Origin of the sequence: Brevundimonas intermedia (assembly GCF_027922165.1) — a bacterium.
Classification (GTDB): Bacteria; Pseudomonadota; Alphaproteobacteria; order Caulobacterales; family Caulobacteraceae; genus Brevundimonas; species Brevundimonas intermedia.
In genome coordinates this window covers 333,158-356,581 of record NZ_BSFD01000011.1, presented here as the reverse complement: position 1 = coordinate 356,581, position 23,424 = coordinate 333,158, and the positions used below count along the sequence as shown (strand labels likewise).

The window sequence follows — 23,424 nt, the reverse complement described above, 5'->3', positions numbered from 1 at the left end:
GGTCGTCGGACAGAGGCGATAACGCCCGCCCGTCGCAAGGGCCCGTGCGCTTGTTGCAAGGGCATGGAAACGCCAATGACGATCTATCTTACGCTGGTCTTCGCGGCCGGTGTTCTGGCGGTGCTGTACGGCGCCGTTCAGACCGCCGCGCTGATGAAGGCGAGCACCGGTAACGACAAGATGCGAGAGATCGCGGCCGCCATCCAGGAAGGCGCCTCGGCCTATCTGAAGCGGCAATATCTGACCATCGGCCTGGTCGGGATCGTGATCCTGATCGCCGCCTATTTCCTGATCGGCGTCTATGCGGCGGTCGGTTTCGTGATCGGAGCCGTCCTGTCGGGCGCGGCAGGTTACGCCGGCATGCTGATTTCGGTGCGGGCCAATGTGCGCACGGCGCAGGCGGCCTCTGAAAGCCTGTCCAAGGGGCTGAACCTGGCCTTCCGGTCGGGGGCCATCACCGGCATGTTCGTGGCGGGCGGGGCCCTGATCGGGGTGTCGGGCTATTATATCGTGCTGACGCACCACCTGGGGCTGGACCCGGTCGGGCGTGAAGTCATCGACGGCCTGGTGGCCCTGGGCTTCGGCGCCTCGCTGATCTCGATCTTCGCGCGTCTGGGCGGCGGCATCTTCACCAAGGGCGCCGACGTCGGCGGCGACATGGTGGGCAAGGTCGAGGCCGGAATCCCTGAGGACGATCCGCGGAACGCCGCGACCATCGCCGATAATGTGGGCGACAATGTCGGCGACTGCGCCGGGATGGCGGCCGACCTGTTCGAAACCTATGCGGTGACGACGGTGGCGACCATGGTGCTGGCGGCCATCTTCTTCCGCGACCAGCCCTATGTCGGCACCCTGATGGTGCTGCCGCTGGCGATCTGTGCGGTCTGTATCGTGACCTCGATCATCGGCAGCTTCTTCGTGCGGCTGGGCAAGAGCCAGAACATCATGGGCGCCCTGTATCAGGGGCTGATCGTCACCGGCGTCCTGTCCATCGGCGCGGTCTGGTGGGTGATCGACCAGATGGTGACGGGGCCGATCGTGACCGGAAGCGGCCTGACGATCCAGCCGATGGCCCTGTTCTGGTCCGGCATGGTCGGGCTGGCGGTGACGGCGGCGATCGTGGTGGTGACGGAATACTACACGGGGTCGAACTTCCGGCCGGTGCAGTCGGTGGCCAACGCCTCGGTCTCGGGCCATGGCACCAATGTGATCCAGGGGCTGGCGGTGTCGCTGGAGGCCACGGCGCTTCCCGCCCTGACCATCATCGTCGGCATCGTGGCCAGCTTCCAGCTGGCGGGCCTGTTCGGCATCGCCATCGCCACCACCACCATGCTGGGCGTGGCGGGGATGATCGTGGCGCTGGACGCCTTCGGCCCGGTGACGGACAACGCCGGGGGGATCGCCGAAATGGCGGGCCTGCCCAGCGAGGTGCGGCATTCGACCGATGCGCTGGACGCGGTGGGTAATACGACCAAGGCCGTGACCAAGGGCTACGCCATCGGTTCGGCAGGCCTGGGGGCGCTTGTGCTGTTCGCGGCCTATACGTCGGACCTGCAATATTTCTCGGCCAATCCGACCGACTATCCCTTCTTTGCCGACATGGGGCCGATCGCCTTCGACCTGACCAATCCCTATGTGGTCGTGGGCCTGCTGTTCGGGGGGCTGTTGCCCTTCCTGTTCGGCGGCATGTCGATGATGGCGGTCGGGCGCGCGGCCGAGGCCGTGGTGGCCGAGGTGCGGCGTCAGTTCCGCGAGAACCCCGGCATCATGACCTATCAGGTCAAGCCGGAGTACGGCCGGGCGGTCGATATCCTGACCAAGGCGGCGATTCGCGAGATGATCGTGCCGTCGCTGCTGCCGGTGCTGTCGCCCATCGTCCTGTTCGTTGCGGTGCTGGCCATCTCGGACAAGGCCAACGCCTTCGCCTCGCTGGGCGCCATGCTGATGGGGGTGATCGTCACCGGCCTGTTCGTCGCCATCTCGATGACCTCGGGCGGCGGCGCCTGGGACAACGCCAAGAAGGTGATCGAGGAAGGCTTCACCGACAAGAACGGCGTGGTCCACGGCAAGGGCTCCGAAGCCCACAAGGCGGCCGTGACCGGGGATACGGTGGGCGATCCCTACAAGGACACCAGCGGTCCGGCGGTGAACCCGATGATCAAGATCACCAATATCGTCGCCCTGCTGCTGCTGGCGGTGCTGGCGAGCGGAAATATCGGCTAGCCGATACGAAGACGCCCCGGAGAGCGATCTCCGGGGCGTTTTTCTTTGTGCCGGCAGTCGGCCCTTAGTCGGGGCGGCGCTGGCCGGGGGTGTCGTCCTCGGTGCGCGGCAGCTGGCCGCGGCCGACGTTGCCGAGCAGCTGTTCCAGCACGGTCAGGGCGCGGCCGCGGGTCGGGGTTTCGGTCCGGTTCATGGCGATCTGCTCGCCGTCGGTCAGGCCCAGGGTGCGGACGGCGGCGACCTTGTCGCCCTGCGGTTCGAAGGTGACTTCGGTGATGGTGCGGCTGGAGATGACCGGGCGGTTGTAGGTGTATTTCTCGGTCGTCTGGCTGATGTAGTACCAGACCTGGTCCGGCTCGAAGGTCGAGGTGGTCGAGGGCGAACCGAGGCGGGCCAGGACGGTTTCCTTGGTGTCGGTCCCCGCCACGATGTCCTGGGGCTTGGCGTCGATGGCCTGGAAGCCGTTGGAACCGATCGTCGGGGCGCAGGCGGCGGACAGGCCGGCCAGCGAAACGGCGACGAAAAGCGGGACGAAACGAGACATGATCGGGCGCCTGCGAGAGAACAAGGTCTTTGACCTAGACGGACCTGCGTCCTAGTTCAACGGCGCGGCGGAAAAGGGGCCGTATAAAACCATGCTGAAAAACCTGTTCAAACCCCGGCCCGGCGCCCGTACCGGCGACGTCCTGTACGCCCCGGCGGTGGAACAGGCGCGAAATGTCGGCTTTTACACGCGCTTGGGCGTGGCGGATCGGATCGATGCGCGGTTCGAGCTTTATACGCTGCACGTCCTGCTGCTGGTGCTGCGGCTGCGCGATGAGAACACCGAGGCGGGGCGGGATGCGGCCCAGGCCTTGTTCGATGTCTATGTCTCGGCCCTGGATCATGTGTTGCGGGAAGAGGGCGTGGGCGACGTGGCCGTGGGCAAGAAGATGCGCAAGCTGGGCGAGGCCCTGTACGGGCGGATGAACGCCTATGAGACGCCGCTGCGCGACGCCGATGCGACGGCCCTGGCCGAGGCCCTGGCGCGCAATGTCTATGCCGAGACGGGCGCGGAGCGGGCGGCCGATCTGGCGCGCTACGCCCTGGCCGCGCGGGCCGGCCTGGCGGCGCAGAAATTCAACGAAGTGCTGGCGAAGCCGGCCTGGACGGATGTTTGAGACGATGAGCGTAAGTCTTCCCTACAGCGAGACGGTGCGGGTCAACCAGATCGGCGCCGGGCTGAGCCGGCGGCTGGAGCCCGACGCGGACGCGCGCAAACGAATCGCCCGCGCCCTGGACCTTCAGGGGCTGGAGGACTTCGTCGTCGAGATCGAGGTCAAGCCGACCCCGTCGACCAGCGAATGGACGATGAAGGGCCGGGTCTCGGCCCATGCGGTTCAAACCTGCGGCCTGACGCTGGAGCCGCTGCCGGTCGATGTGGACCGCCGATTCTCGATCCAGCTGGTCGAGGCCGCGCCGCAGGAGACCGACGAGATCGAGGTCACCCTGGACGAAGAGGACGCCGATCTGATCGAGGACGGCAAGATCGACCTGGGCCAGTACGCCGTCGAGCAACTGGTCCTGTCGCTGGACCCGTTCCCGCGCAAGCCGGGCGCGGAGTTCGTGCAACCGGAAGAACCCGCCGAAATCTCGCCCTTCGCCGCCCTGAAGGCGTTGAAGCCCCAGGACGATCAAGGCTGAGGTTGACGTAAGGGCCGGGTGGTTGCATCCCCCGGCTTCGGCGCTATCGTCCAGCGCCCTATATACAGCGTCGCGCGACAAGACGACGCGGTTCTTCGAGGTCCATTTGCCAGCCCCAGTTACGATCTCGCTTGACGCCATGGGCGGCGATCACGGGCCATCCGTCGTCGTCCCCGGCATCCGCAGTTACGTCCGCACCCATGGCGGGGAGGGAGTCCGCTTCCTGCTGCACGGCGACGAGACCCAGATTCGCGCCGAGCTGGCGCGTTGCGACCTGCCGACTGAAATGGTCGACATTCGGCACACCGACAAGGTCGTGGCCATGGACGAGAAACCCGCCCAGGCCATGCGCCGGGGGAAGGGCTCCAGCCTGTGGAACGCCGTCGAGGCGGTGAAGACGGGCGAGGCCGGCGGCGTCGTCTCGGCCGGCAACACCGGCGCCCTGATGGCGATCTCCAAACTGATTCTGCGCATGTCGGCGCCGGGGCTGGAGCGGCCGGCCATCGTCGCCAGCTGGCCGACCTTCAGGGGTCATACGGCGGTGCTGGACGTGGGCGCCAATATCGGCAGCGACGCCGAGCAGCTGGTCGAGTTCGCCATCATGGGCGAGGCCTTCCAGTCGGCGGTGCGCGGCATCGCCCGGCCGACGATTGGTCTGCTGAACGTCGGCTCGGAAGACATGAAGGGCAACGAACAGGTCAAGGAGGCGCACGCCATCCTGCGCGACGGCCCGTTCGACCTGAACTATCACGGTTTCGTCGAGGGCGACGACATCGCCAAGGGCACGGTGGACGTGGTCGTGACCGACGGCTTCACCGGCAATATCGCCCTGAAGACCGCCGAGGGCACGGCGCGCTATATCTCGGCCCTGCTGCGCGAGGCCCTGACCTCGAACCTGCAGTCCAAGCTGGGCGCCGCCATCGCCATGCCGGCCCTGAAGAAGATGCGCGAGAAGATCGACCCCAGCACGATCAACGGCGGCCCGCTGCTGGGTCTGAACGGGATCGTGGTGAAGAGCCATGGCGGGGCGGACGCCAAGGGTTTCGGCAATGCGATCCGCATCGCGGTCGATCTGGCCCGCAGCGACTATATGACCAAGGTGGGCGCCAATCTGGGCAAGCTGGACGCCGTGTTCGACCATTCCAGCCCGCCCGCCGCCCCCGCCGGAGAACCCCTTCAGTGAGCGTCACCCGCAGCGCCGTGACCGGCGTCGGCTCCTATTTGCCGGAGCAGATCGTCACCAACGCCGACCTGGCCAAGTTCGTCGACACCTCCGACGAATGGATCCAGGAACGCACCGGCATCAAGCAGCGCCACAAGGCGCGCGACGACCAACCGACCAGCGATCTGGCGGTGGAGGCCGCCAGGAAGGCCCTGGCCGACGCCGGCAAGACGGCGGCGGACGTGGATCTGATCATCGTGGCGACGACCACGCCCGACATGACCTTCCCCGCCGTCGCCTCGATCGTTCAGCACAAGCTGGGCGCCGGGGTGGGCGTGGCCTTCGACGTCCAGGCGGTCTGTTCGGGCTTCGTCTACGCCTTGAGCGTCGCCGACGGCTTCGTGGCGCGGGGCCTGTCGAAATGCGCCCTGGTGATCGGGGCGGAAGAAATGACGCGCCTGATGGACTGGACCGACCGCACCACCTGCGTCCTGTTCGGCGACGGCGCCGGGGCCGTGGTGCTGGAGCCGCGTGAAGGGCAGGGGACCGCGGCCGACCAGGGCATGTTGGGCTTCGCCCTGCGCGCCGACGGGTCCAAGACCGATCTTCTCTATGTGGACGGCGGCCCGGCCACGACCGGCACCGTGGGCCATCTGCGCATGGCCGGGAACCAGGTCTTCCGCCATGCCGTGGTCAATATAGCCGAAGGCATCACCGCCGCTTGCGAAGCCGCCGGAATTGGTATTCCCGACGTCGACTGGTTCGTGCCGCATCAGGCCAATCAGCGGATCATCAAGGGGGTCGGCGACCGGCTGGGTCTGGACGAGGACAAGGTGATCTCGACCGTGGCGATGCACGCCAACACCTCGGCCGCCTCCATCCCCCTGGCGCTCGATGCGGCGATCCAGGACGGACGGATCAAGAAGGGCGACATGGTGCTTCTGGAGGCCATGGGCGGCGGCCTGACCTGGGGCGCCTGCGCGTTGCGACTCTAGGTCGAGCCCATAGGCATTGATTTTCCGCAGACTTTGCGCGCCTATAGGCGCAACGGACCGAACCAAGCCGGGGATATGATGTCAGGCCAACAGACCGTAACGCGCGCCGATCTCTGCGAAGCCGTGCACGAGGAGGTCGGCCTGTCCCGGCAGGAGTGTTCGGCCCTGGTGGAACGGACCCTGGAACTGATCGTGGAAGCCCTGGAGCAGGGCGATACGGTCAAGCTGTCAGGGTTCGGCGTCTTCCAGGTCCGCGAGAAGCGCGCCCGCATGGGCCGCAACCCCAAGACCGGCGAACCGGCGGCGATCAATCCCCGCCGGGTCATCAGTTTCCGCGCCTCTCAGATCATGAAGAGCCGGGTTCACGACGCCGTCGTCGAGGCCTGATTCGCTTGGCCAAGAGCGCCGACGCCTTCCGCACCATTTCCGAGGCGGCCGAGGAGGTCGGGGCGCCGCAGCATGTGCTGCGGTTCTGGGAGACGAAGTTCACCTTCGTGAGCCCGGTCAAGCGGGCCGGCGGACGGCGCTTCTATCGATCCCAGGACATTGCGGTGCTGAAAGCCGTGCGGCGGCTGTTGCATGACGACGGCCTGACGATTCGCGGGGTCCAGCGCCTGCACAAGGAGCAGGGACTGAAAAAGCTGGTCGGCGCCGAGGCGGCGGCCCTGATCGAGGATGGCGAGACCTTCGCCGTCGCCAAGCCGATGTCCGCGCCCGGAGCCGGCCGCGCCGAACAGGCGGATCTGCAGGCGGTTCTGGCCGATCTGGAGCAGGCGAAGGCGCGTCTGGACGCTGTCCTGTCGCGCTCGGTGGAAAAGTCGTTTTAGCGTTTGCGGTCAACGGTTCCCCCGTCTATAGGGAGCGCCTTCGGAGCGTGGCGCAGCCTGGTAGCGCACTTGACTGGGGGTCAAGGGGTCGCAGGTTCGAATCCTGTCGCTCCGACCATCTTCCCCAAAGAAGACGGTTGGTTGAAGGGGTCGCTTTCGGGCGGCCCCTTTGCAATTCGGGCGCTGTTCGACGCGTCCTCCTCGGCGATCAGTCTCAGTCTTCGCCCCGCCTACCCCGCAGACGTGGCTGGCTCAGCCCACGTCATTCCGAGGTCGTTCACGCCGCCGCAGAAGTGATAGGGTGCAAACGCCGTCGAATGCTGGGCTTCCGCGACATGTATCAGGGCGAACGGCATGATGCTGTCCCCGCAGCCAACAGGATCCCCTTGGTTTGATCGAACACTATGGATGGTCGGCGTCTCTGTCGGAGGCCTTTGAGCCCCATCAGCGTGCAGGCCACACGCCGGGACGTGTCATTCTCCACCAGCGGGACGGCTACGTCGTCGCAACGGACGGTGCGGACCTGCGCGCCAAGGTTTCGGGTCGGCTGCGTCATGAAGCTGGGGAAGTCGGGCATCCTGCGGTCGGAGACTGGGTCGCACTTTCGCAGACCGCGCAAGAGCGCACAGCCACGATCCACGCCGTCTTGCCGCGCCGCACGGCATTCGTCCGTCGGGCCGCCGACAGCATGCGGAAACTGCAGATCCTGGCCGCAAACGTCGATGTGGCCTTTATCGTCACATCCTTGAACGGTGATCTGAACCTGCGCCGGATCCAGCGCTATCTGGCGGCGGCGTGGGAGAGCGGGGCCCGACCTGTCCTGGTGCTGACGAAATCGGACCTGTGCGCCGATCCGGAGGGCCAGGCTGCGCCCATCGCCGCATTGGAGCCGGGGTGTCCGGTCCTGATGGTGTCGGCCCGCCAAGGCGTAGGTCTCGACGCCTTGCTCGCCCAGGTGGGGAGGGGAGAGACCTGCGTGCTCATCGGCTCGTCCGGCGTGGGCAAATCCACCCTGGTCAACGCCTTCCTGAACGAAGACCGGATGGCCACCCAGGCGATCCGCGAGACCGATGATCAGGGGCGGCACACCACCAGCCACCGCGAGCTCATCCTGCTTCCCGGCGGTCGGTTAATGCTGGATACGCCGGGTATCCGCGAGGTTGGGCTGATCGACGCCGAAGACGGCGTGAGCGCCGTGTTCGATGACGTCGAACATCTTGTCCAGGCCTGCCGGTTCAACAACTGCAGTCATGCCAACGAGCCGGGCTGTGCGGTGCAAGCCGCCGTGCAGAGCGGCGCCCTCGATCCCGCCCGGTGGGCCCACTATCGGAAATTGACGCTCGAGGCGGCCGCGGCCCAGCACGAACAGGAGCGGGCGGCGAAGGCTGTCGAGCGCCGCCGGCTCGGCGCGCTCCAGAAGGCGTACCGCGCCACGAAGAGGAATGATCGGGGCGCGGCCGACTGACCGGACGAATTATCGCCTTTCCCGCAGGCAATCAGTCTAGTCGGGAGATTCAAACCTGAGAGAGTTCAAAAATGCCCGCGTATACAATCGTGACCACCAGTGCGACCCAGGGCGGCGACACCGCCGAGGTCAATACGCTGACGGACGACTTCGCCAATGACAGCGAGGCGCTGGGCTATGCGCGTCGGATGGCCGACGAGGTGATCGACATGGCTCACCAGCTTCTGCTGGACTTCGATTACAGCAATGTCGGCGTCTATGACGGCGATCTGATCGACGAGGAGGTCACGCCCGATCACACCGCGCTGATCGGCGTCTGGGTGCTCGACGAAGACGGTTCCGCCTTCGTGTCCGCAGAAGAGTTCCGCGAAGGGGCGATCGAGATCGAGCCCGCTGTGAGCGTTCCTGCATCCTAAGACTCCTCGGGCCGTGGCGGGGGGGGGGGGCGGGCTAGCCACCTGCCCGTCGGGCCTGGGCAAGCTCACGGGCGGCGACCGCGAAATCGGCCTGAAACGCCGGATCGGCCTTCAGGCGCGCAACCAGGACCGCGCCGACAAGACGCCCCGCCTCGACGTCGCTGGGATAGTGGACGCCGCAGATGGCGCGGCTTTCACCATAGGCGAGGCCGCGCGCCAGGATGGCGTCGGCGCGATCGGGGGCCATTTCCGTCAGCACCAGGGCCCAGGCCCAGCCCAGGGCGGCGTGGCCTGACGGATAGGATCCGCTGGCGGCCAGCCAGGGTTCGGGCGCGATACAGGTCGCCGCCGGCTCGGCCACGAAGGGGCGGGGGCGGGTGAAGCCGCGCTTGGCCGGGGTCTGGATCGTCTCCAGGTCGCCCAGCATACGCCCCAGCAGGCGGGTCAGGGTCGGCATGCGTTCGGGGTCGAAGTGAATCCTGAGGGCTTCGTCGAAGACGCGCGGGGCGTCTGGCGTCTCGATTTCGTTGTCGGCGCGGGCCTGGGCCCAGCGCGGGCTGTCTTCAAGCGCGCGGGTGGCGCGATAGGCGGCGACGTCTGCCTGGGCGCGCAGCGAACCTTCGGCCGGCGGCGGTGGGAGAAAGGCGGCGGCGTTCGGTGCGGCGTCCTTGGCCAGATAGCCATGGGGATGATCGCGGAAGCCGGTCCAGAATTCGGGAGTGGGGGGCGCGGCAGCGCAGCCGACCAAAGAAAGCGCGAGGGAAACGGCGAAGGCGACGGCCGCAGGACGGCGGTCGGTAGACGTGTTGATCATGAAACTCTGGAAGTCTGGATGTTGTGATTCTGGATCAGGCCGGCAGGGCGCCCGGCCGGCCGTTTTCGACCACCCAACTGTTCAGGGTGGACACCGCAGCCCTTGGATCGCGCACGTCGGAAATGGCGCGGTAGCGGGTGGTCATCCGGTCGCGGTCCATGTCGATGGACATGTAGCCCCGGACCCGGCTGTCGAAGAATTTGATCTGCGGATTGTTCGGCATATTGGCCATCAGGGCGTCATAGGGTGGCCCTGAGGACGATATGGAAGTGCCGACGAACTCGGTCGCTACGGTGGCCGACGAAGGGTCAGCGCTGACGCGTTTGACGTCATTGGTCCAGAAGGAGTGGTAGTCCCCGCTGAGCACAATGGGGTTGGAGGGCTTCAGCGTCGCCAAGGCCTCGGTCATGCGGTCCCGCGCGACGGGGTAGCCGTCCCAGGTGTCGGTCCAGTAGCGGGTCTCGGCGTCGCCGTTCCCGAATCTGAGCCCCGCCATCACCAGATCCTGCCCCAGGATGTTCCAGCGGGCCTGCGAACGGGCCAGGCCCTCGTACAGCCAACGCTCCTGCTCGAAGCCCAGGAAGGTGCGGGCGGGGTCCAGCCGGTCGGGGCAGGCGGCGTCGGTGACCACCTGGCCCTTGCCGCCGTTGACGCCGTCGGCGCAGGCCTGTTTCGACCGGTATTGGCGGCCGTCCAGCATGAAGAATTGGGCCAGCCGGCCATAGCGGACGCTGCGATGGATCGGCATCTGGAGACGTGCGTCCAGCCGCGTGCGGCGAATGGGCATGGCCTCGTAGAAGGCCTTGTAGCCGGCGGCGCGGCGCAGCAGGAAATCACGGGGGGCGACGCCGGGCGTCTTGGACCAGACGCCGGAATAGTCGTCTTGAATCTCGTGATCGTCCCAGACCGCCAGGCAGGGGGCGACGGCGTGCAGGCGCTGGAGATCGGGATCCGTCCGATGCAGGGCGTAACGGTTGCGATAGCCCGCCAGGGTCGTCGCCTCTTCCAGCCCGTAGGGCCGCACCACATTCGCCGCCTGGGCGCCGGTGCGGGTGTATTCGTAGATGTAGTCGCCCAGGAACAGGGTCAGGTCCGGCGCCTCGTCGGCCATATGGCCGTAGGCGCTGAAATAGCCCGACTCCCAGTTGGAGCAGGAGGCGACGGCCAGCCTCAGGCGATCGATGTCGGCGTTCGGGGCCGGGGCGGTGCGGGCGTGACCGACGGGGCTGTGCTGACCCAGGGCCGTGAACCGGTACCAATAGGGGCGGTCAGGCCTCAGGTGTTCGACCTCGACATGCAGGCTGTGGGCGTCGCCACGGTCCGCCACCGCCTCGCCTGAGGCGACGATATGGTGAAAGGCCTCATCCGCCGAAATCTCCCAACCCACGTTGACCGCACCTCCCATGCCGCCGAGGCCGTCAGGCGCAAGCGGATCAATCGCCAGGCGTGTCCAGATGACGAAGCCGTCGGGCGCCGGATCGCCGCTGGCCACGCCCAAGGGAAAGACATAGGCGCCGCCGCCCTGAGCCTGCGCCTGACCAAATCGCAGCACCAGGGGCGCCGCAACCAAGCCGCCAAGCAACAGGCGACGGTTCATCGGGAAGGAGGGTTTCAGCATGCGGGAGGCTTTCGAACCAATCGAGGGCATGGGGCGGACCGGCGCGAACCGGTCCGCCCTTCTTCTCAGGCCTTAGAAGTCCATCGACAGACGGACCGCCACAGTGCGGCCCGGCTGGGGCGAGGTGGTCGGACGGGCCGAGCCGTTGAAGCCGTTGCGCGTCTCTTCGTAATAGGTGTTGAAGAGGTTGCGCACCGACAGGCCGACGCGCCAGTTGGCGTTCGTGGGGCCGGTGGTGAAGTTGGCGTTCCACAGCCAATAGGCCGGGATGATCGAGGAGGCGCTGGTCGAATACAGGTCGTCGCGGTAGTTGTAGTTGGTCTCCGCCCGCAGATCCAAGCCCGCCATCTGCCAGTCATAGGCGACGGAGCCGCCGTAGTTCATCTTTGGGAAGGGCAGTTTTTCGCCCGCGCGATCGGTATAGATGATCACGTCCCACGGCCCGTTGGTCGGGTTGGCCGCAGCCGTGGCGGTAGTGTCGACAGAGTTATATTCGTCGTACTCGCCGTGCTTGTAGCTGAGGTTCTGGCTGATGCTCAGACCGGCGATGGGGGTCCATTCGAACTCCAGCTCGGCGCCATAGATGTGCGATTTGGGCACATTGTCGATCTTGCCCACCCGGCCGGACGTGCGGTCGTACAGAACCGTTTGAACTTGCTGGTTTTTATAGTCGTAATAGAAGACCGAGCCGTTCAACCGCATCGAGTGGTCGAGGAAGTCGGATTTGACGCCGGTCTCGTAGGCGATCAGTTCCTCGGGCGCGAAGGGGGTGGCGGAGGTGGCGTTGTAGGTGGTGAAACCGCCGGATTTCACGCCCCGCGCGACATTGGCGTAGAACAGGGCGTTGTCGCTGAGGTCATATTCTAGGCCCAGCTTCCCGGTCACTTCGGACATGTCGGTGGAATAGGTGGCCTCTGCGCCCGGCGTCGCGTTCAGGCGGTAGGTGCCGGGGCTGGTCAGGCTGCGTTCCTCGTATTCGTAACGCAGGCCCAGGACCAGGTTCAGACGGTCGGTCGCCTGGAAGCTGTTGTTGGTGAAGACGCCGATCGATTCCACGTCCTGCTTGTAGGGGGTGTGAATGAGGGCGGTGATGGCGCGGTATTCCGTATAGAAGCCGCCGTCGTTGCTCTCGTTCGAATAGTGAAGCCCGGTCATCCAGTTCCACCGGCCGTCCTTGTTCGACGCCAGGCGGAGCTCCTGCGACAAGACGTCGATGTCATTATAGAAGAAGACGTCGGATTCACGCGCGCTGGTTCCGTCCCAGTCATTGTATTCGGACCGGGTGAAGGACTGGTAGGCGGAGATCGAGGTCAGGTCCGCCCAGCCGAGGTTGGCCGTCACCCGTGCGCTGAGGTCCAGGCCGTCATTGTCGCGGCCCGGCTTGTCGCCGACTGAGCGCCCGGACACCTTGGCCAGCTGTTCCGACAGCGACCAACCAGTGATACGCCAGGCGGTGTCTTTGGGAATGGTGACGCCGCCGGCCGTCGTATAGTCGCCCAGAAGACGGAAGCCGAGGCCGTCGGACTTGTCGACCATATAGGTCGCCGCCAGATCGACGGTGACGTCGTCCGTCGCATCCCAGGTCAGTCGGCCGCGCACGGCGGTCTTGTCCAGATCGCCCAGCTTCTGACCGGTGTCGCGATTGTACTGCCAGGCGCCGCCCTGTTCGGTGACGAGCGCGAGGCGGCCGAGCAGGCCTTCGGCGATCTGGCCGGAGACATAGGCGTCCAGCTTGTAGCGATCATACGAACCGTATTCGCCGGTTACGCCGGCGCGGAAGTCCGCCGTGGGCGCATTGGTGATGATGTTGACGGCGCCGCCGGTCGTGTTGCTGCCGTACAGGGTGCCTTGCGGTCCTCGCAGCACTTCGATGCGCGCGATGTCGAACAGGGCGCCCTGGGTGGTCACCGTATAGGGGTGGGCCACTTCGTCGACATAGATGCCAACGGTCGAGGCGTTGTTGCTGGAGTATTCGCGGGCGCCGACGCCGCGGATGCGGAACTGGGGCTGGCCGCCGCCGAACTGGCTGTCGACCTCAAGGTTGGGCACGACGTTTTCGAGGTCGTTGACGACGGAGATGTTCTTTTCATCCAACTCCTGGCCGCCGACCACGCTGAGCGAGGCGCCGACGTCCTGACTGGCCTGTTCGCGGCGTTGTGCGGTGACGACGATGTCCTGCACCGTCGTCGCGTTCGTCTGGGAATTGGTCTGAGCTGCGGCGGGCAAGGCCGCCAGGGCGAGGACGGCGCCGGAGGCGCCGAGGAGAAGACGTTTCATTTGATCATCCTTCGGGCGACGCGCGGGGACACCCCCTCCCTCGCGCGCCGAAGCGTTTGGGGATGTTGTCGAACAGTCGCCCTATCCGGCCGTCAGGCGAGGCGGTTGCAGGCTTGGGGAGGGAGGCCAAGGCCGCCTTCGCTTCACCGAAAAAACAACTGTTCGACAACGATCCGGAGATAGGCGGACGAAGCAATGCTTTTGTGAAGCTTATCTAAAGTGTTTCTGTCATGAAGTGGCGCACGCACGAGGATGCGCGGATAACGCGCGTTCTATCTCGTGAAGCGTGCGACCAACTGATTTGCGCCCGCTACGAGCTCTGTCGGCGACACCGGAATTCCCGTCGCGGAGGATATCAGCGCGCGTCCCTTGATCCAGAGTGCGAAGCGGGTTGCGGCCAGGCGTGTCAGGTCGAAGTCTGCAGGCCAGACGCCGAGGCTGTTGTAATAGGTGCCGCCGCCCTCCGGACCACGGAGCAGCATGGCCAGGTCGCGCAGTGACGGATCGCGCCGCGCCTCGACGCAAATGCTGGCGATCAGGCGGGCGTATCGGATGTAAAAGCCCTCCGTATCGGGCGGGATGGAGACCGTGGGCGCCATAAGCCGCGTCCACCGCTCCATATCTGCGCTTTCAGCGTCGCCTTCGGGGCGCTGGCCAGCCATATAGCGGGGCATGTCCCGGAACACGCTGTGCCAGACCGCGTCGAGAACGAAGCGACGCATATCGGGCCAATGATAGGCGATCGTTGAGGTGGAGGTGCCCGCAACGGCGCTGACGGAGCGATTGGTTATGGCCGTCACGCCGCCCGCAAGGATCTGGTCCGCCGCGATGTCCAGCAGTTTGCGTTGGATCGAGTCCGCCTCGAGCCCCTCGGCGGGGGCTTGAGGCAGGATCAGGTTCTCGCGATACCAAAATGTCGCCGTCGCCGGCCTTTCAGGCAGGCCAAGGCCATGGTCGATCAGCCCGCCGAGACCCTCTGCGGCGATGATTTCATATTCGGTCCGACCCTGAAGCGCGCCGGCGTAGAATTGTTCGATCGTCGTCCAGGCGATCAGGGGGGCGGCGTAGCGCTCCAGCCGAGGAATGGCCGCCAGATGCTCGCTCCAGGCCGTCTTGAGCATGGCGTCCCATCGGCGCATCAGGTCGAACCGCTCCGACGAAGAATCGCTTTCAAGCAAAAGGGCTTCCCAAACACGCGCAAAGCCGGCTTTGTCCGAGGCGCGCAGGCGTACATAGTGCTGGATCAAGGTCAGAAGGGTGTCGCGGTTCAACTCCAGTCCCGCGGCCGACTGGAAGAAGCGAACATGGAAGTCCGTATCCAGCCTCAGCGCTTCTTCGCCGACCGCCTGGATCAGGCCTGACTTTGTCCCAAACAGATTGACGATGACTGTCGTGCTCTTTTCGACCGCCTGGGCCAAGTCTCGCATCGTCAGGCTATGAAGTCCGTTCGCCGCAGCCTGGGCAATGGCCGCATCGACAATCTGCTGTGCGTCGCTGGTGCGGCTGGTCGCTTGGGATCTGAGCATGGGCTTAAATGCAGCCCTGTAGAATGGCTGTCGAGTGATCGAATGCGATACCTCCAGCATTCCTAGCCGTCGGCGATAGGGCAGGGTCGGCGTGTGACGCCTAACGAACTGGTATTTACAGCGGTCACAACCATCTCAGCTGCAAACTTGTTAGATCAACCCCTGAAATTGGCGGGGTAGGCCGCACGAAGCCCCGACGCTGCGGGATTTGGATCTCCGCTTTGGCCTTCGCGCTGCGCCGGCTGCATGTCAGCGTTCCTGAATCGTAAGACTCCAACTTGCTGAATTCTAAAGAACTGCAGGTTCCTGTTTCGTTGGAATCCAAGCTCAGCCAGAAGTCGCTGCCGCTGTTTCTTGGAGAGAGAAATGGCTGCCCGCATCTTCAGCGTTCCTAGTCCTAGGACGGGGATGTTCAGGATTCGCTTCACGTCACCCGTGTTCGACAGCAGCCAGGGATTGGCTCGCGCCAAGCGCCGTAACGACAAAATCGGTCATAGACGTCAGGGCTTCGAGCGGAGGAGCCGATACAATGTGCTGCGGATACGCCCAAGTTCGCTGCGATCTCACCCACCGTCTGATTGGACCGGCTCGACCGTTGGCAGGCCTACTTTGAGGGCGAGCGCTTCACATTCCATCAGCATCGGTGCGTTAGAAGGAATGGGTGACGCCGAATATGATCAAGCTCGTCAACGGCCTGACGACGCGAGTGCTAGACACACGCGGCGACAAGCCGACGTTGGTGCTGATCCACGGCCTCGCCAATTCGATCGAAATCTGGGGCCGGGTGCTGCCTCGGCTGACCGACCGCTTCCGGGTGGTCGCCTTCGACCTGCCGGGGTTCGGTCAAGCTGACCGGCCCGTCGCAGCCTATGATGCACCGTTCTTCGTGGAACAGCTGAAAGCCTTGCTAGATACGCTGGAGATCGCCAGGGCGCACCTCGTGGGAAGCTCGCTCGGAGCCAGTGTGATCGTGCGCTTCTCCGCCGCAAATCTGAAGCGAATCGACAGGGCGGTGCTCACCGCGCCTGGCGGTTTCGGCCGGGCGACTCATCCGTTGATGCGGCTTCCGGCCCTGCCCGTCGTCGGCGACTGGCTGGGCCGGCCCACGCCCGTCAACAATCAGCTTGCCTTGCGTCTGGCGATCCACGACCGGCGCAACGTGACGCCTGAGCTGGTCGAGCAAACCAACCGATATGCTCGCGCGCCGGGGAGTGATCTGTCGTTCGTGCGGACGCTCCAGACGGGCGTGGGTTTGCTGGGGGTGAGGGAGCGCGACAGTTTCGAGCGCCTGGCCCGTAAGTTCGATCGTCCGGCCCTGGTCGTTTGGGGACGCCAGGACAGGGTCTTTCCGTCGCCGCAGAGCGAGCGCGCCGCTGCGCTGTTGCCCCTGTCCGAGCGGATACTGATAGACGAATGCGGTCATTACCCGCAGTGGGAACAGCCCGATGTCTTTGCAACGGTTGTCGATCACTTCCTTATCCAAGGTTCGCAAACATGAAGGCGCGCATCGGTCTGGGTCTGTGCGTCCTGCTCTTGGCAGCGTCTGCACCCCTAGCGAGGGCGCCGGTCAGCGGGGCTGAAACCTTCGCTCTGGACGATTTCGGGGCCGTGAACTTCGGGTCGTTGAATACGGTGGCGGTGCCGTGGAAATTGGTCGCGGCGGCCTTGGTGCTGGACGATCCTCAAGGCGGAGATGTCAGCCAGGCGCGCCTCAAGGCGCGGCTTCAGACGTTCGGCTTCCTTTGGCCGGATCGGATCGACGGCGCTGACGTGCCGATCATGCCCAGCCGGGATCATCCGCTGGGGATAAGCGTCGGCGAAGTCACACCGGGCCTGCCGCCCGTAAAGGTGACGGTCGGCAATCTGGGTTGCGCTTCATGCCATGCGGGGCCTGCCTACGCCGCCGACGGCATGCCGCGGCCGGAGATCGCTTGGCTGGGCGCGCCGAACACCAGTCTGGATCTGGAAGCCTACACCCGGGCCGTGACCTCAGCCCTCAAACGCCGGACGGGCGATAAGGCCGAGCTTCTCAGGGCCGTTCGGACGCTCTTTCCAGAGACCGACACGTGGGAGATGGCCAGCCTGCGCTGGGCGGTCGTTCCGCTGGCCCGCCATCGACTGGCCGCAGTAAAGGATGGCGGCAGTCCCCTCCCGTTCGTCAACGGGTCGCCGGGTCTGACGAACGGCGTCGCCGCGCTGAAGCTGCAGGGCCACGCGCCATCCCACGCGGTCGAGGCGGGCTTTACTTCGATCCCGGACCTCGCGGACCGGAGTTTCCGCTCAGCGTTGCTCTATGACGGAGCCTATGCGCCACGGGGGCAGCCGCGCTGGCGGCCGATGGGGCGCGAGGATCTGACGCCGGCGCATCGGGATCGGCTTGCGGCCATCACCAGTTTCTTCACCGTGCCCAGCATGGGGCAGACTCCGCGAGCGGCCCATCGCGAGATTCCGACCGCGGAGCGCGCCTTCATGTGGCTGGAGACGCGGCGACCACAGGTATTTCCAGGTTTGATCGATCGCGTTGGCGCAGCCAGGGGAGCGGTGGTCTATGCGCGTGCTTGTTCCTCTTGCCACGGCGCCTATTCGGGGCCAGCAGAACGCCCGCGTCTTACACGTTTTCCGAACTGGCATGGAAAGGTGGGGTCCGACCCGGCGCGCGCGGCCGCCTTCACGACCGATCTCACGCGCTATGCCTCCACGGGTGGTTATGGCGAGGTCATGGACGCTAGGCCGACCGGCGAATACGCCGCCACGCTCCTTTCCGGCATCTGGGCGACCGCACCCTATATGCACAACGGCTCTGTCCCCACCTTGGCGCAGTTCCTGTTGCTGGAACCTCGCTCCGAACGGTTCCTCGTCGGCGGTCATCGGCTGGACTTCGAGGCCGTGGGCATCGCCGGGCAGGAGCAAGGCGGGGTTCGCGCCTATCCTGCAGGCTACCAGCCGTGGTCGCAGCCGGCCCTGTTCGACACCCGCATGCCCGGCCGATCCAATCGCGGCCATGAAGCCCAGGTCGAAGGCCTGACGGTCGCGGAGCGCCGGGACCTGATCGAGTATCTGAAGGGCCTCTAGCTCAAACGATCAGGGCATCCAGTCCAAGGCGGGGCTTGGGCGCCAGGTCGTGAGCCGGCGCGATCCCCAGCCGGAAGGCGGTGATCAGGCGACGGTGGCCGCCAATGCCGAAATCCGCCTGCAGGCGTTCGCGAGCCTCGACGTCGTCCGCCAGAACCGCCATTGGCGCAGCCGACAGTCCGGCCTGGGTGAAGCCGAGCCAGGCGCGATGAAACCGTCGTCCTGTGTCGAACGGCGCCTCGTCCGCAGGACGATGGAACAGGACGATGGCCGAGGCGCTGCACACGACCGCCGCTTCGGCGACCAGGGCGCCGGCCAGGCCGACCCGATCGAGCGTCTCGAACACGCCAGGCCTCAGCACGACGCCGGCTCCGACGGCCTCGATCCCTGACATTTCCATGGCCTCTGCGTTCAGCCCATCGAGCGACCAGGACGGATGGCGTCTCGACAGCCGCATCCATGACACCAGCTCCGCACGATAGGGGGCGTTGCGGAACCAGCGCAGGCTGGCCTCATCGTAAAGGCGCGCCAGTTCGGCGATGGGCTCCGGGGTTTTGACGATGATCAGGTCTTCGCTCCCCTCCAAACGGGCCAGCGCAGCGCGAGCAACCTCGCCGCCTTCAAACTTTCCGCGATAGGTGCGCCGCTGCGTCAAGAACACCGCCAGCGGATCGGAAATCCCGCCAGTATAAACGGTCAGTTCCGCAACGTTGACGCCGTCATGTCTGACATCGACGACCAAGCCGCGCCGTCCAGCGGCGAGACAGAAGCCCTCTACCGCCGAGCCATGGCTGACGTTCAGGTCGCGGCCTTCGGGATCGCCGATGGGCAGCCTGCGGCCGTCGTCCTCCAGCACCTGGACCCGTCCGTCGGGCGTCAGCCGCCACCGCGTCGGTTGAGTATTGTGGACGCTGGGCGAAAGGGCGGTTTCGGCCACGAGCGCCCGGAACGTGTCTGCATCCAGCGTCATCGCAGGTCTTTCCTGAACAGGTTCAGCCGCTGCAGCCGCCGCGCGAACAGCTTCTCCATCTGGCGCAATGAGGCGGAGTTCTCATCCGCGATCCACGTCACGCCGCATTGTCTGTAGCCGCCTGCGAACAGGGCCTTGATCACCTGATGCAGCATGGCGCCGTTCAGCCCTTGTCCGTGCAGGGCTCGCTTGACCGAATAGAAGATGATCACCGCGCGTCGCCGCCTCAGCCGCTCGCGGATGAAATGGACCAGGGCCATCGGTCCGATCCGACCGCGCGTCGCCTTCTGGAATGGGTTCAGATCCGGGATGCAGATCACCACCCCGGCAGGCTCGCCCCTGTAGTGGACGACGCAGGCGATGCGGGGATCCACGATCCACATCATCTCGCCGGCTTGGAAGTCGAACTCGGCCGGGGTCAGGGGCACAAACATCGGATTGTCGCTGAAACCGTCGTTGAGGCATTGTCGGGCCTCCTCGAACCGGGCCTTGAAGGCGCTGCGGCTGATGGGTTTCCACGTCCAGTCGGGATCCGACAGCACCGCCCGCTGTTTGTCGCCCAGCAGGGCGTCGGCGGTCTCCGGCCCGACATCGAACTCGAAAGTCGACATCGGAAACACGGGCGCATAGCCGCAGGCCTCCAGCAGGCGCGGCAGATGCGGGGCGCCCCAGATCATGTCGGTGTAGGGCTGGTTCTCGAACCCCTCAGTCAGGATGCCGGCCTGTTGCATGGCCGTCAGGTTGAAGGCGCCGACCAGTTCATCGCAGCCTTCGGCGTGCGCGAAGGTCTCAGCCGCGTCGAACAGAAGCCGCGCGGTTTCGACATTGTCCTCGCAGTCGAAATAGCCGAACTGACAGCGTTTTACGCCGTGGCGCGCATTCGACGACGGGTGGGTGTGGGCCGTCAGTCGCCCGATTGGACGCCCGTTTCGCCAGGCGGTGAAAAAGGTCAGGCGCCCGCCGTCGTCGCGCATCAGGGGGTTGCGAGCCGGATCCAGATACCGTTCCAGATCGGCGCGCATCGGCGTCACGTAGGGGCTGTCGGGGGGGTAGAGTTCGAACGGAACCTGGAAGAAGCCTTCCAGATCGCCCGCGCGAAGCTCTACGGCGGCAGCGGTCATGGGCGGCTCTCCGTCGTCAGCCGCGCCATTCGGAAGGCGAGCGCGAGATCGATCTCTGCCTCGGTGTTGCGCAACAGATCCGGCAACCGGACCAGACCGATCTGAACCGGCGACCGGCTCAGCAGCCCGACGTGGGTGGCGTCCGATCGCGCCAGAAGATCCAGCAGCGGCTCGCGCTCGGCCTCGTCGATCATCTCCGCACCGGCTTGCAGGGCGGCGGCGCTCCACAGAGGCTGACGATCCAGCGTCTGCGCCATCGCCTCGGGGCGGTAGTCGGCAAGATCATGTTCCGACAGGACCAACAGGTCCTTCAGCATCGGCTCCTTGGTCAGGTCGCCCAGAAAGCCGTCGAGGGATCGGGTGTTCGCCGAGGTCATGCGCTGACGAAGACGGGTGCGCCGACCGGCGGCGCCGAACGGCTGGATGCGGACCACCAGGGCCATGGTGATTAGCGCGGCGCCCACCAGGGCGAACAGGCGAACCCGGTCGTCGAGCGCACCGACATCCAACTGTTCGATCAGGCCGCAGGTCAGGGCCAGGGTCGTCGCCACGATCACGACGGCGTCGATCCAGACGTCGCGCGCATCGCTGACCCCGTTCGACAGGGCCAGCAGAACGATCACGAGGGCGGCGATGGGGCTGAAACCGATGGGCGAGGCCACCAGTTCAGAAAAGTCGGTGCCGATCAGTGGAATGACGATGGCCAAGCCGACGGCGAGGCGGCGAACGGCGCCGTTCTCTGCGCGGGACAGGGCCTTGCGATCCCTCGCCCACAACAGGATCAGGATGGCGACCAGAGATGATAGAATGATGGCGGCCAGTGCGAGGCGCGACCCGAAGGCGACGTGGCTGGTCGTGAACAGGGCGAAACCCAAACCCAGGGCGGAGGCCGCGAAGATGGCGATCTTCATCGCGCGCGGCGCATGACGGCGAAGAAGCCCTTCGGCCAGTAGGAGGGCCGCAAGGGGGGCGAGCGATATGGCGGCGTATGTCGCGCCCTCGAAGATCGGCAGGCCTGTCCGGACGGCCAGACTGCGAACGCCGTAGAATACGGACATGACGCCGAATAGAAACACCAGCCTCGGCGTCAAGGGACCGCCGACACGGCGCACGAGCAGAGCCGCGACATAGGCCGCCAGACCTGCCGCCGCAAAGCCGTCGAGCAGGGCCTGGGTCTCGACGCGGATCATGCGGCGGCCTTCAGAAGTCGGGCCATAAAGGCGCGCACGACCAGGCCCTTTATGGCGGCGACGGGCGCCCACAACGGCCTTTCGGTCCGGCCAGCGAACGCATTGAGGAACCAGCCTCGGCAGTCGGTTCTGGATCGGCGGCCCATAAGCAGCCACAGGGCTTCATAGGCCATCAGGCAGCCGGTCGAGATCACCATCGGCGCAAAAGACATCCGCTTGGCCGTTCCGGCGGCTAGGGCGGCGGCGGCGTCCAGATCGACGTGACGGGCCGACGACGAATGGACCATGACGTATTCAAGTTCCTTCATGAAGCATGCCCGCAGGTCTTCCGGTCGGACCGCGCCCAGCGCCTTGCCGCGCGTCGGATACCTGAGGCGGTCTTCGGGACGCGGGTCGGAGGGGCGCACCACGGTCACTGAGGGCAGGGGAGAGGCATAGGCGTCGATCACGGTCGCCCCCGCCGCCTTGGCGGCGCGATACAGGGCGATGCCGGCGGCGATGTCATCCGTTCCGTTGACGATTACCGGATAGCGCGCCGCCAGGTCCGCGATTTGATCCACCCACTCTGCGCCCAGGCGCTCGATCTCGACCTCGGGATTTATGCGCCGCGCCGCCGCGCAGGCGGCCGATGCCTTGTCGTGCCCGACGGTGTCGGTGAAAGCGAACACCTGACGGTTCATGTTGGAGGTTTCGAAAACGTCTATGTCGCAGACCGCGAACCGTCCGACGCCAGCGCGGACCAGGGCCAGGAAACAGGCGCCGCCCATGCCGCCGACGCCCGCGACAAACACGGCGCCAACTCTCAGGGCCGCCTGCTCCGCCTCGGTGACGAAGCCCAGATTGCGGGTGGTGAATTCAGCGTAGTCGAAGGCCGTCACGTCTTCCATGCGCGCAAACTTCCCCAGGGTTGAGAGTGGTCGAGCCAGTGCACCAGCGGCAGCAGGGCCGCCTGGATCATCAGCAGGGCGAACCGACCGAGCAGGCCGGTAACTGTATCGGGTGCGGCCACCTTGCCGAGATAGCGGCTGGCGGCGCGCATATCGATCTGGCCGATCTGCAGCAGATCGTCGCCGCGGCCATAGTCCAGCGCCGTGGCGCAGAGATCGTTGTAGATCGCGTCGCGATGTTTGGCGGCGGTCTCGAAGGTCTTCTTCAACTCGTCCGAACCGCCGGTATAGGCGTCGGTGATCACGAACCGATCCACGTCGAAACCGGCCTCCTCGCCGACGCCGAAGGCATGACGCCAACGCCCCATGATCTGTCGCGCCAATCTTTCGTGCTGGAAAGATCGTCTTGCAGCCGGCCTGCCGGGATAGACGTCGGAAAAGGTCTCGGCGACCATGCCGACGACGGCCGGCACCTGGGTCACGCTGGACACCCAGACGGCTCGGCATTGCCGACGCACAAACAGCAGGACGCAGGTCAAGCCATAGAGGGTGGCGGAAAGGCCGCTTCCACGCACATCTGGGCGCACCATGACCAGGCCCAGGTGCAGGATCTCCACCGACCGCCCGCCAAGGTCGGCGTCCAGAATGGCCAGGGCGTTGAACGCGACCGGACGTCCGCCGCGCTTCTCATAGACGACGGTCAGCACTGTCCGAGACAGGGTCTCTGGATCGCCAGAGAATATTCCATAGGTCAGGTCTCGATCACCCAGTACGCTGCGGGCGATGGATCTCACGTCCTCGACCAGGGCGACGAGATCGGCCTCCGCCAGGCCTATGCCCGGCCGCTCGACAATACGCGAGCGCAGGCCCGCGCCAGCTCCAACGGTCGTGTCCAGCAATCGGAGCGTCACAGGCTTGCTCATGGGGGCGATCTCGCTTCAGAACTCCACTACTAAGTACGTGCGACCTTCGCCTTTATGAACATCGAACGGATTAGCGACCGCCAACCAGTCCTGTTCGCGACTGTCTCGTCTAAGCTTCGCTACGTGATGCTGCATCAGATGCCACGCTTGGGTCAGTTGTCTCTGCTATGGGGCAGGGGGCCGCCCGCCCTTCCGGCCTCATTGATATCATTGAACGTGATTGTTCCAGGTCCTTTGGATTTCCAAGAGCTGAGC

General features: G+C 65.5%; 21 protein-coding genes and 1 tRNA gene. 12 read left to right on the top strand and 10 right to left on the bottom strand.

Annotated features, from left to right (window positions below):
- The first annotated feature begins 75 nt into the window (after positions 1-75).
- Positions 76-2,223 (top strand): sodium-translocating pyrophosphatase, encoded by a 2,148-nt coding sequence (locus tag PKE72_RS15235; protein WP_271166220.1) that lies wholly within the window; start codon positions 76-78, stop codon positions 2,221-2,223.
- Between the two features lie 64 nt (positions 2,224-2,287).
- On the opposite strand, the gene PKE72_RS15230 is transcribed toward PKE72_RS15235, so the two are convergent.
- Positions 2,288-2,767 (bottom strand): outer membrane protein assembly factor BamE, encoded by a 480-nt coding sequence (locus tag PKE72_RS15230; RefSeq protein ID WP_271166219.1) that lies wholly within the window; start codon positions 2,765-2,767, stop codon positions 2,288-2,290.
- Positions 2,768-2,858: 91 nt separating this feature from the next.
- On the opposite strand from PKE72_RS15230, the gene PKE72_RS15225 reads away from it, so the two are divergent.
- From PKE72_RS15225 to PKE72_RS15185, 9 genes are all read left to right on the top strand, one after another.
- Positions 2,859-3,383, top strand: a complete 525-nt coding sequence (locus tag PKE72_RS15225) for a ubiquinol-cytochrome C chaperone family protein (RefSeq protein ID WP_271166218.1) — start codon at positions 2,859-2,861, stop codon at positions 3,381-3,383.
- Positions 3,384-3,387: 4 nt separating this feature from the next.
- On the top strand, positions 3,388-3,906 hold the full coding sequence (locus PKE72_RS15220) for a YceD family protein (protein WP_271166217.1): 519 nt from the start codon (positions 3,388-3,390) through the stop codon (positions 3,904-3,906).
- A 106-nt stretch (positions 3,907-4,012) separates the two neighbouring features.
- Entirely contained in the window at positions 4,013-5,089 is a 1,077-nt protein-coding gene (gene plsX / locus PKE72_RS15215) for a phosphate acyltransferase PlsX (protein WP_271166216.1), read from the top strand.
- Positions 5,086-6,063 (top strand): beta-ketoacyl-ACP synthase III, encoded by a 978-nt coding sequence (locus PKE72_RS15210; RefSeq protein WP_271166215.1) that lies wholly within the window; start codon positions 5,086-5,088, stop codon positions 6,061-6,063. Before plsX ends, PKE72_RS15210 begins: the two co-directional genes overlap by 4 nt.
- 78 nt (positions 6,064-6,141) lie before the next feature.
- The gene (locus tag PKE72_RS15205; RefSeq protein ID WP_267516756.1) at positions 6,142-6,450 is read left to right on the top strand and encodes an integration host factor subunit alpha; all 309 of its coding nucleotides are present in this window, start codon (positions 6,142-6,144) and stop codon (positions 6,448-6,450) included.
- Between the two features lie 5 nt (positions 6,451-6,455).
- The gene (locus PKE72_RS15200; RefSeq protein ID WP_271166214.1) at positions 6,456-6,890 is read left to right on the top strand and encodes a MerR family transcriptional regulator; all 435 of its coding nucleotides are present in this window, start codon (positions 6,456-6,458) and stop codon (positions 6,888-6,890) included.
- 41 nt (positions 6,891-6,931) lie between these two features.
- Positions 6,932-7,008: transfer RNA gene (locus PKE72_RS15195), tRNA-Pro, on the top strand.
- Positions 7,009-7,281: 273 nt separating this feature from the next.
- The gene (rsgA, locus tag PKE72_RS15190) at positions 7,282-8,355 is read left to right on the top strand and encodes a ribosome small subunit-dependent GTPase A (RefSeq protein ID WP_271166213.1); all 1,074 of its coding nucleotides are present in this window, start codon (positions 7,282-7,284) and stop codon (positions 8,353-8,355) included.
- Between the two features lie 71 nt (positions 8,356-8,426).
- Positions 8,427-8,771: a hypothetical protein gene (locus PKE72_RS15185; RefSeq protein ID WP_271166212.1), complete on the top strand. Its 345-nt coding sequence runs from the start codon at positions 8,427-8,429 to the stop codon at positions 8,769-8,771.
- 34 nt (positions 8,772-8,805) lie between these two features.
- On the opposite strand, the gene PKE72_RS15180 is transcribed toward PKE72_RS15185, so the two are convergent.
- The 4 genes from PKE72_RS15180 to PKE72_RS15165 form a co-directional block, all read right to left on the bottom strand.
- On the bottom strand, positions 8,806-9,585 hold the full coding sequence (locus PKE72_RS15180; RefSeq protein ID WP_271166211.1) for an acid phosphatase: 780 nt from the start codon (positions 9,583-9,585) through the stop codon (positions 8,806-8,808).
- Positions 9,586-9,619: 34 nt separating this feature from the next.
- Positions 9,620-11,203 (bottom strand): alkaline phosphatase D family protein, encoded by a 1,584-nt coding sequence (locus tag PKE72_RS15175; RefSeq protein WP_271166210.1) that lies wholly within the window; start codon positions 11,201-11,203, stop codon positions 9,620-9,622.
- Between the two features lie 72 nt (positions 11,204-11,275).
- Positions 11,276-13,480 carry a TonB-dependent receptor gene (locus PKE72_RS15170; RefSeq protein ID WP_271166209.1) on the bottom strand — a complete coding sequence of 735 codons (2,205 nt, stop codon included), beginning with the start codon at positions 13,478-13,480 and terminating at the stop codon, positions 11,276-11,278.
- Between the two features lie 272 nt (positions 13,481-13,752).
- A complete protein-coding gene (locus PKE72_RS15165) occupies positions 13,753-15,006 on the bottom strand; it encodes a TetR/AcrR family transcriptional regulator (RefSeq protein ID WP_271166208.1) in 1,254 nt (417 codons plus the stop codon).
- A 673-nt stretch (positions 15,007-15,679) separates the two neighbouring features.
- Here PKE72_RS15165 and PKE72_RS15160 point away from each other — a divergent pair.
- Together PKE72_RS15160 and PKE72_RS15155 are read left to right on the top strand one after the other, a co-directional pair.
- Positions 15,680-16,504 (top strand): alpha/beta fold hydrolase, encoded by an 825-nt coding sequence (locus PKE72_RS15160; protein ID WP_271166207.1) that lies wholly within the window; start codon positions 15,680-15,682, stop codon positions 16,502-16,504.
- Entirely contained in the window at positions 16,501-18,078 is a 1,578-nt protein-coding gene (locus PKE72_RS15155; RefSeq protein WP_271166206.1) for a c-type cytochrome, read from the top strand. Before PKE72_RS15160 ends, PKE72_RS15155 begins: the two co-directional genes overlap by 4 nt.
- Position 18,079: 1 nt before the next feature.
- Here the strand turns inward: PKE72_RS15155 and PKE72_RS15150 are convergent, their stop codons facing one another.
- The 5 genes from PKE72_RS15150 to PKE72_RS15130 are packed head-to-tail and all read right to left on the bottom strand — an operon-like array spanning position 18,080 to position 23,169.
- Positions 18,080-19,048: a nitroreductase family protein gene (locus PKE72_RS15150; RefSeq protein ID WP_271166205.1), complete on the bottom strand. Its 969-nt coding sequence runs from the start codon at positions 19,046-19,048 to the stop codon at positions 18,080-18,082.
- Positions 19,045-20,169 (bottom strand): GNAT family N-acetyltransferase, encoded by a 1,125-nt coding sequence (locus PKE72_RS15145; RefSeq protein WP_271166204.1) that lies wholly within the window; start codon positions 20,167-20,169, stop codon positions 19,045-19,047. Before PKE72_RS15145 ends, PKE72_RS15150 begins: the two co-directional genes overlap by 4 nt.
- Positions 20,166-21,359 carry a hypothetical protein gene (locus PKE72_RS15140; protein ID WP_271166203.1) on the bottom strand — a complete coding sequence of 398 codons (1,194 nt, stop codon included), beginning with the start codon at positions 21,357-21,359 and terminating at the stop codon, positions 20,166-20,168. Before PKE72_RS15140 ends, PKE72_RS15145 begins: the two co-directional genes overlap by 4 nt.
- The gene (locus PKE72_RS15135) at positions 21,356-22,246 is read right to left on the bottom strand and encodes a ThiF family adenylyltransferase (protein ID WP_271166202.1); all 891 of its coding nucleotides are present in this window, start codon (positions 22,244-22,246) and stop codon (positions 21,356-21,358) included. The genes PKE72_RS15140 and PKE72_RS15135 overlap by 4 nt, the downstream gene beginning before the upstream one ends.
- Entirely contained in the window at positions 22,234-23,169 is a 936-nt protein-coding gene (locus PKE72_RS15130) for a hypothetical protein (RefSeq protein ID WP_271166201.1), read from the bottom strand. Before PKE72_RS15130 ends, PKE72_RS15135 begins: the two co-directional genes overlap by 13 nt.
- Between the last annotated feature and the right edge of the window lie 255 nt (positions 23,170-23,424).

Bases quoted from the DNA above. Each gene is read 5' to 3' on its own strand.
- PKE72_RS15235 (WP_271166220.1), top strand. From the start codon at position 76: ATGACGATCTATCTTACGCTGGTCTTCGCGGCCGGTGTTCTGGCGGTG.
- PKE72_RS15230 (WP_271166219.1), bottom strand. From the start codon at position 2,767: ATGTCTCGTTTCGTCCCGCTTTTCGTCGCCGTTTCGCTGGCCGGCCTG.
- PKE72_RS15225 (WP_271166218.1), top strand. From the start codon at position 2,859: ATGCTGAAAAACCTGTTCAAACCCCGGCCCGGCGCCCGTACCGGCGAC.
- PKE72_RS15220 (WP_271166217.1), top strand. From the start codon at position 3,388: ATGAGCGTAAGTCTTCCCTACAGCGAGACGGTGCGGGTCAACCAGATC.
- PKE72_RS15205 (WP_267516756.1), top strand. From the start codon at position 6,142: ATGTCAGGCCAACAGACCGTAACGCGCGCCGATCTCTGCGAAGCCGTG.
- PKE72_RS15185 (WP_271166212.1), top strand. From the start codon at position 8,427: ATGCCCGCGTATACAATCGTGACCACCAGTGCGACCCAGGGCGGCGAC.
- PKE72_RS15180 (WP_271166211.1), bottom strand. From the start codon at position 9,585: ATGATCAACACGTCTACCGACCGCCGTCCTGCGGCCGTCGCCTTCGCC.
- PKE72_RS15175 (WP_271166210.1), bottom strand. From the start codon at position 11,203: ATGCTGAAACCCTCCTTCCCGATGAACCGTCGCCTGTTGCTTGGCGGC.
- PKE72_RS15170 (WP_271166209.1), bottom strand. From the start codon at position 13,480: ATGAAACGTCTTCTCCTCGGCGCCTCCGGCGCCGTCCTCGCCCTGGCG.
- PKE72_RS15165 (WP_271166208.1), bottom strand. From the start codon at position 15,006: ATGCTCAGATCCCAAGCGACCAGCCGCACCAGCGACGCACAGCAGATT.
- PKE72_RS15160 (WP_271166207.1), top strand. From the start codon at position 15,680: ATGATCAAGCTCGTCAACGGCCTGACGACGCGAGTGCTAGACACACGC.
- PKE72_RS15155 (WP_271166206.1), top strand. From the start codon at position 16,501: ATGAAGGCGCGCATCGGTCTGGGTCTGTGCGTCCTGCTCTTGGCAGCG.
- PKE72_RS15150 (WP_271166205.1), bottom strand. From the start codon at position 19,048: ATGACGCTGGATGCAGACACGTTCCGGGCGCTCGTGGCCGAAACCGCC.
- PKE72_RS15145 (WP_271166204.1), bottom strand. From the start codon at position 20,169: ATGACCGCTGCCGCCGTAGAGCTTCGCGCGGGCGATCTGGAAGGCTTC.
- PKE72_RS15140 (WP_271166203.1), bottom strand. From the start codon at position 21,359: ATGATCCGCGTCGAGACCCAGGCCCTGCTCGACGGCTTTGCGGCGGCA.
- PKE72_RS15135 (WP_271166202.1), bottom strand. From the start codon at position 22,246: ATGGAAGACGTGACGGCCTTCGACTACGCTGAATTCACCACCCGCAAT.
- PKE72_RS15130 (WP_271166201.1), bottom strand. From the start codon at position 23,169: ATGAGCAAGCCTGTGACGCTCCGATTGCTGGACACGACCGTTGGAGCT.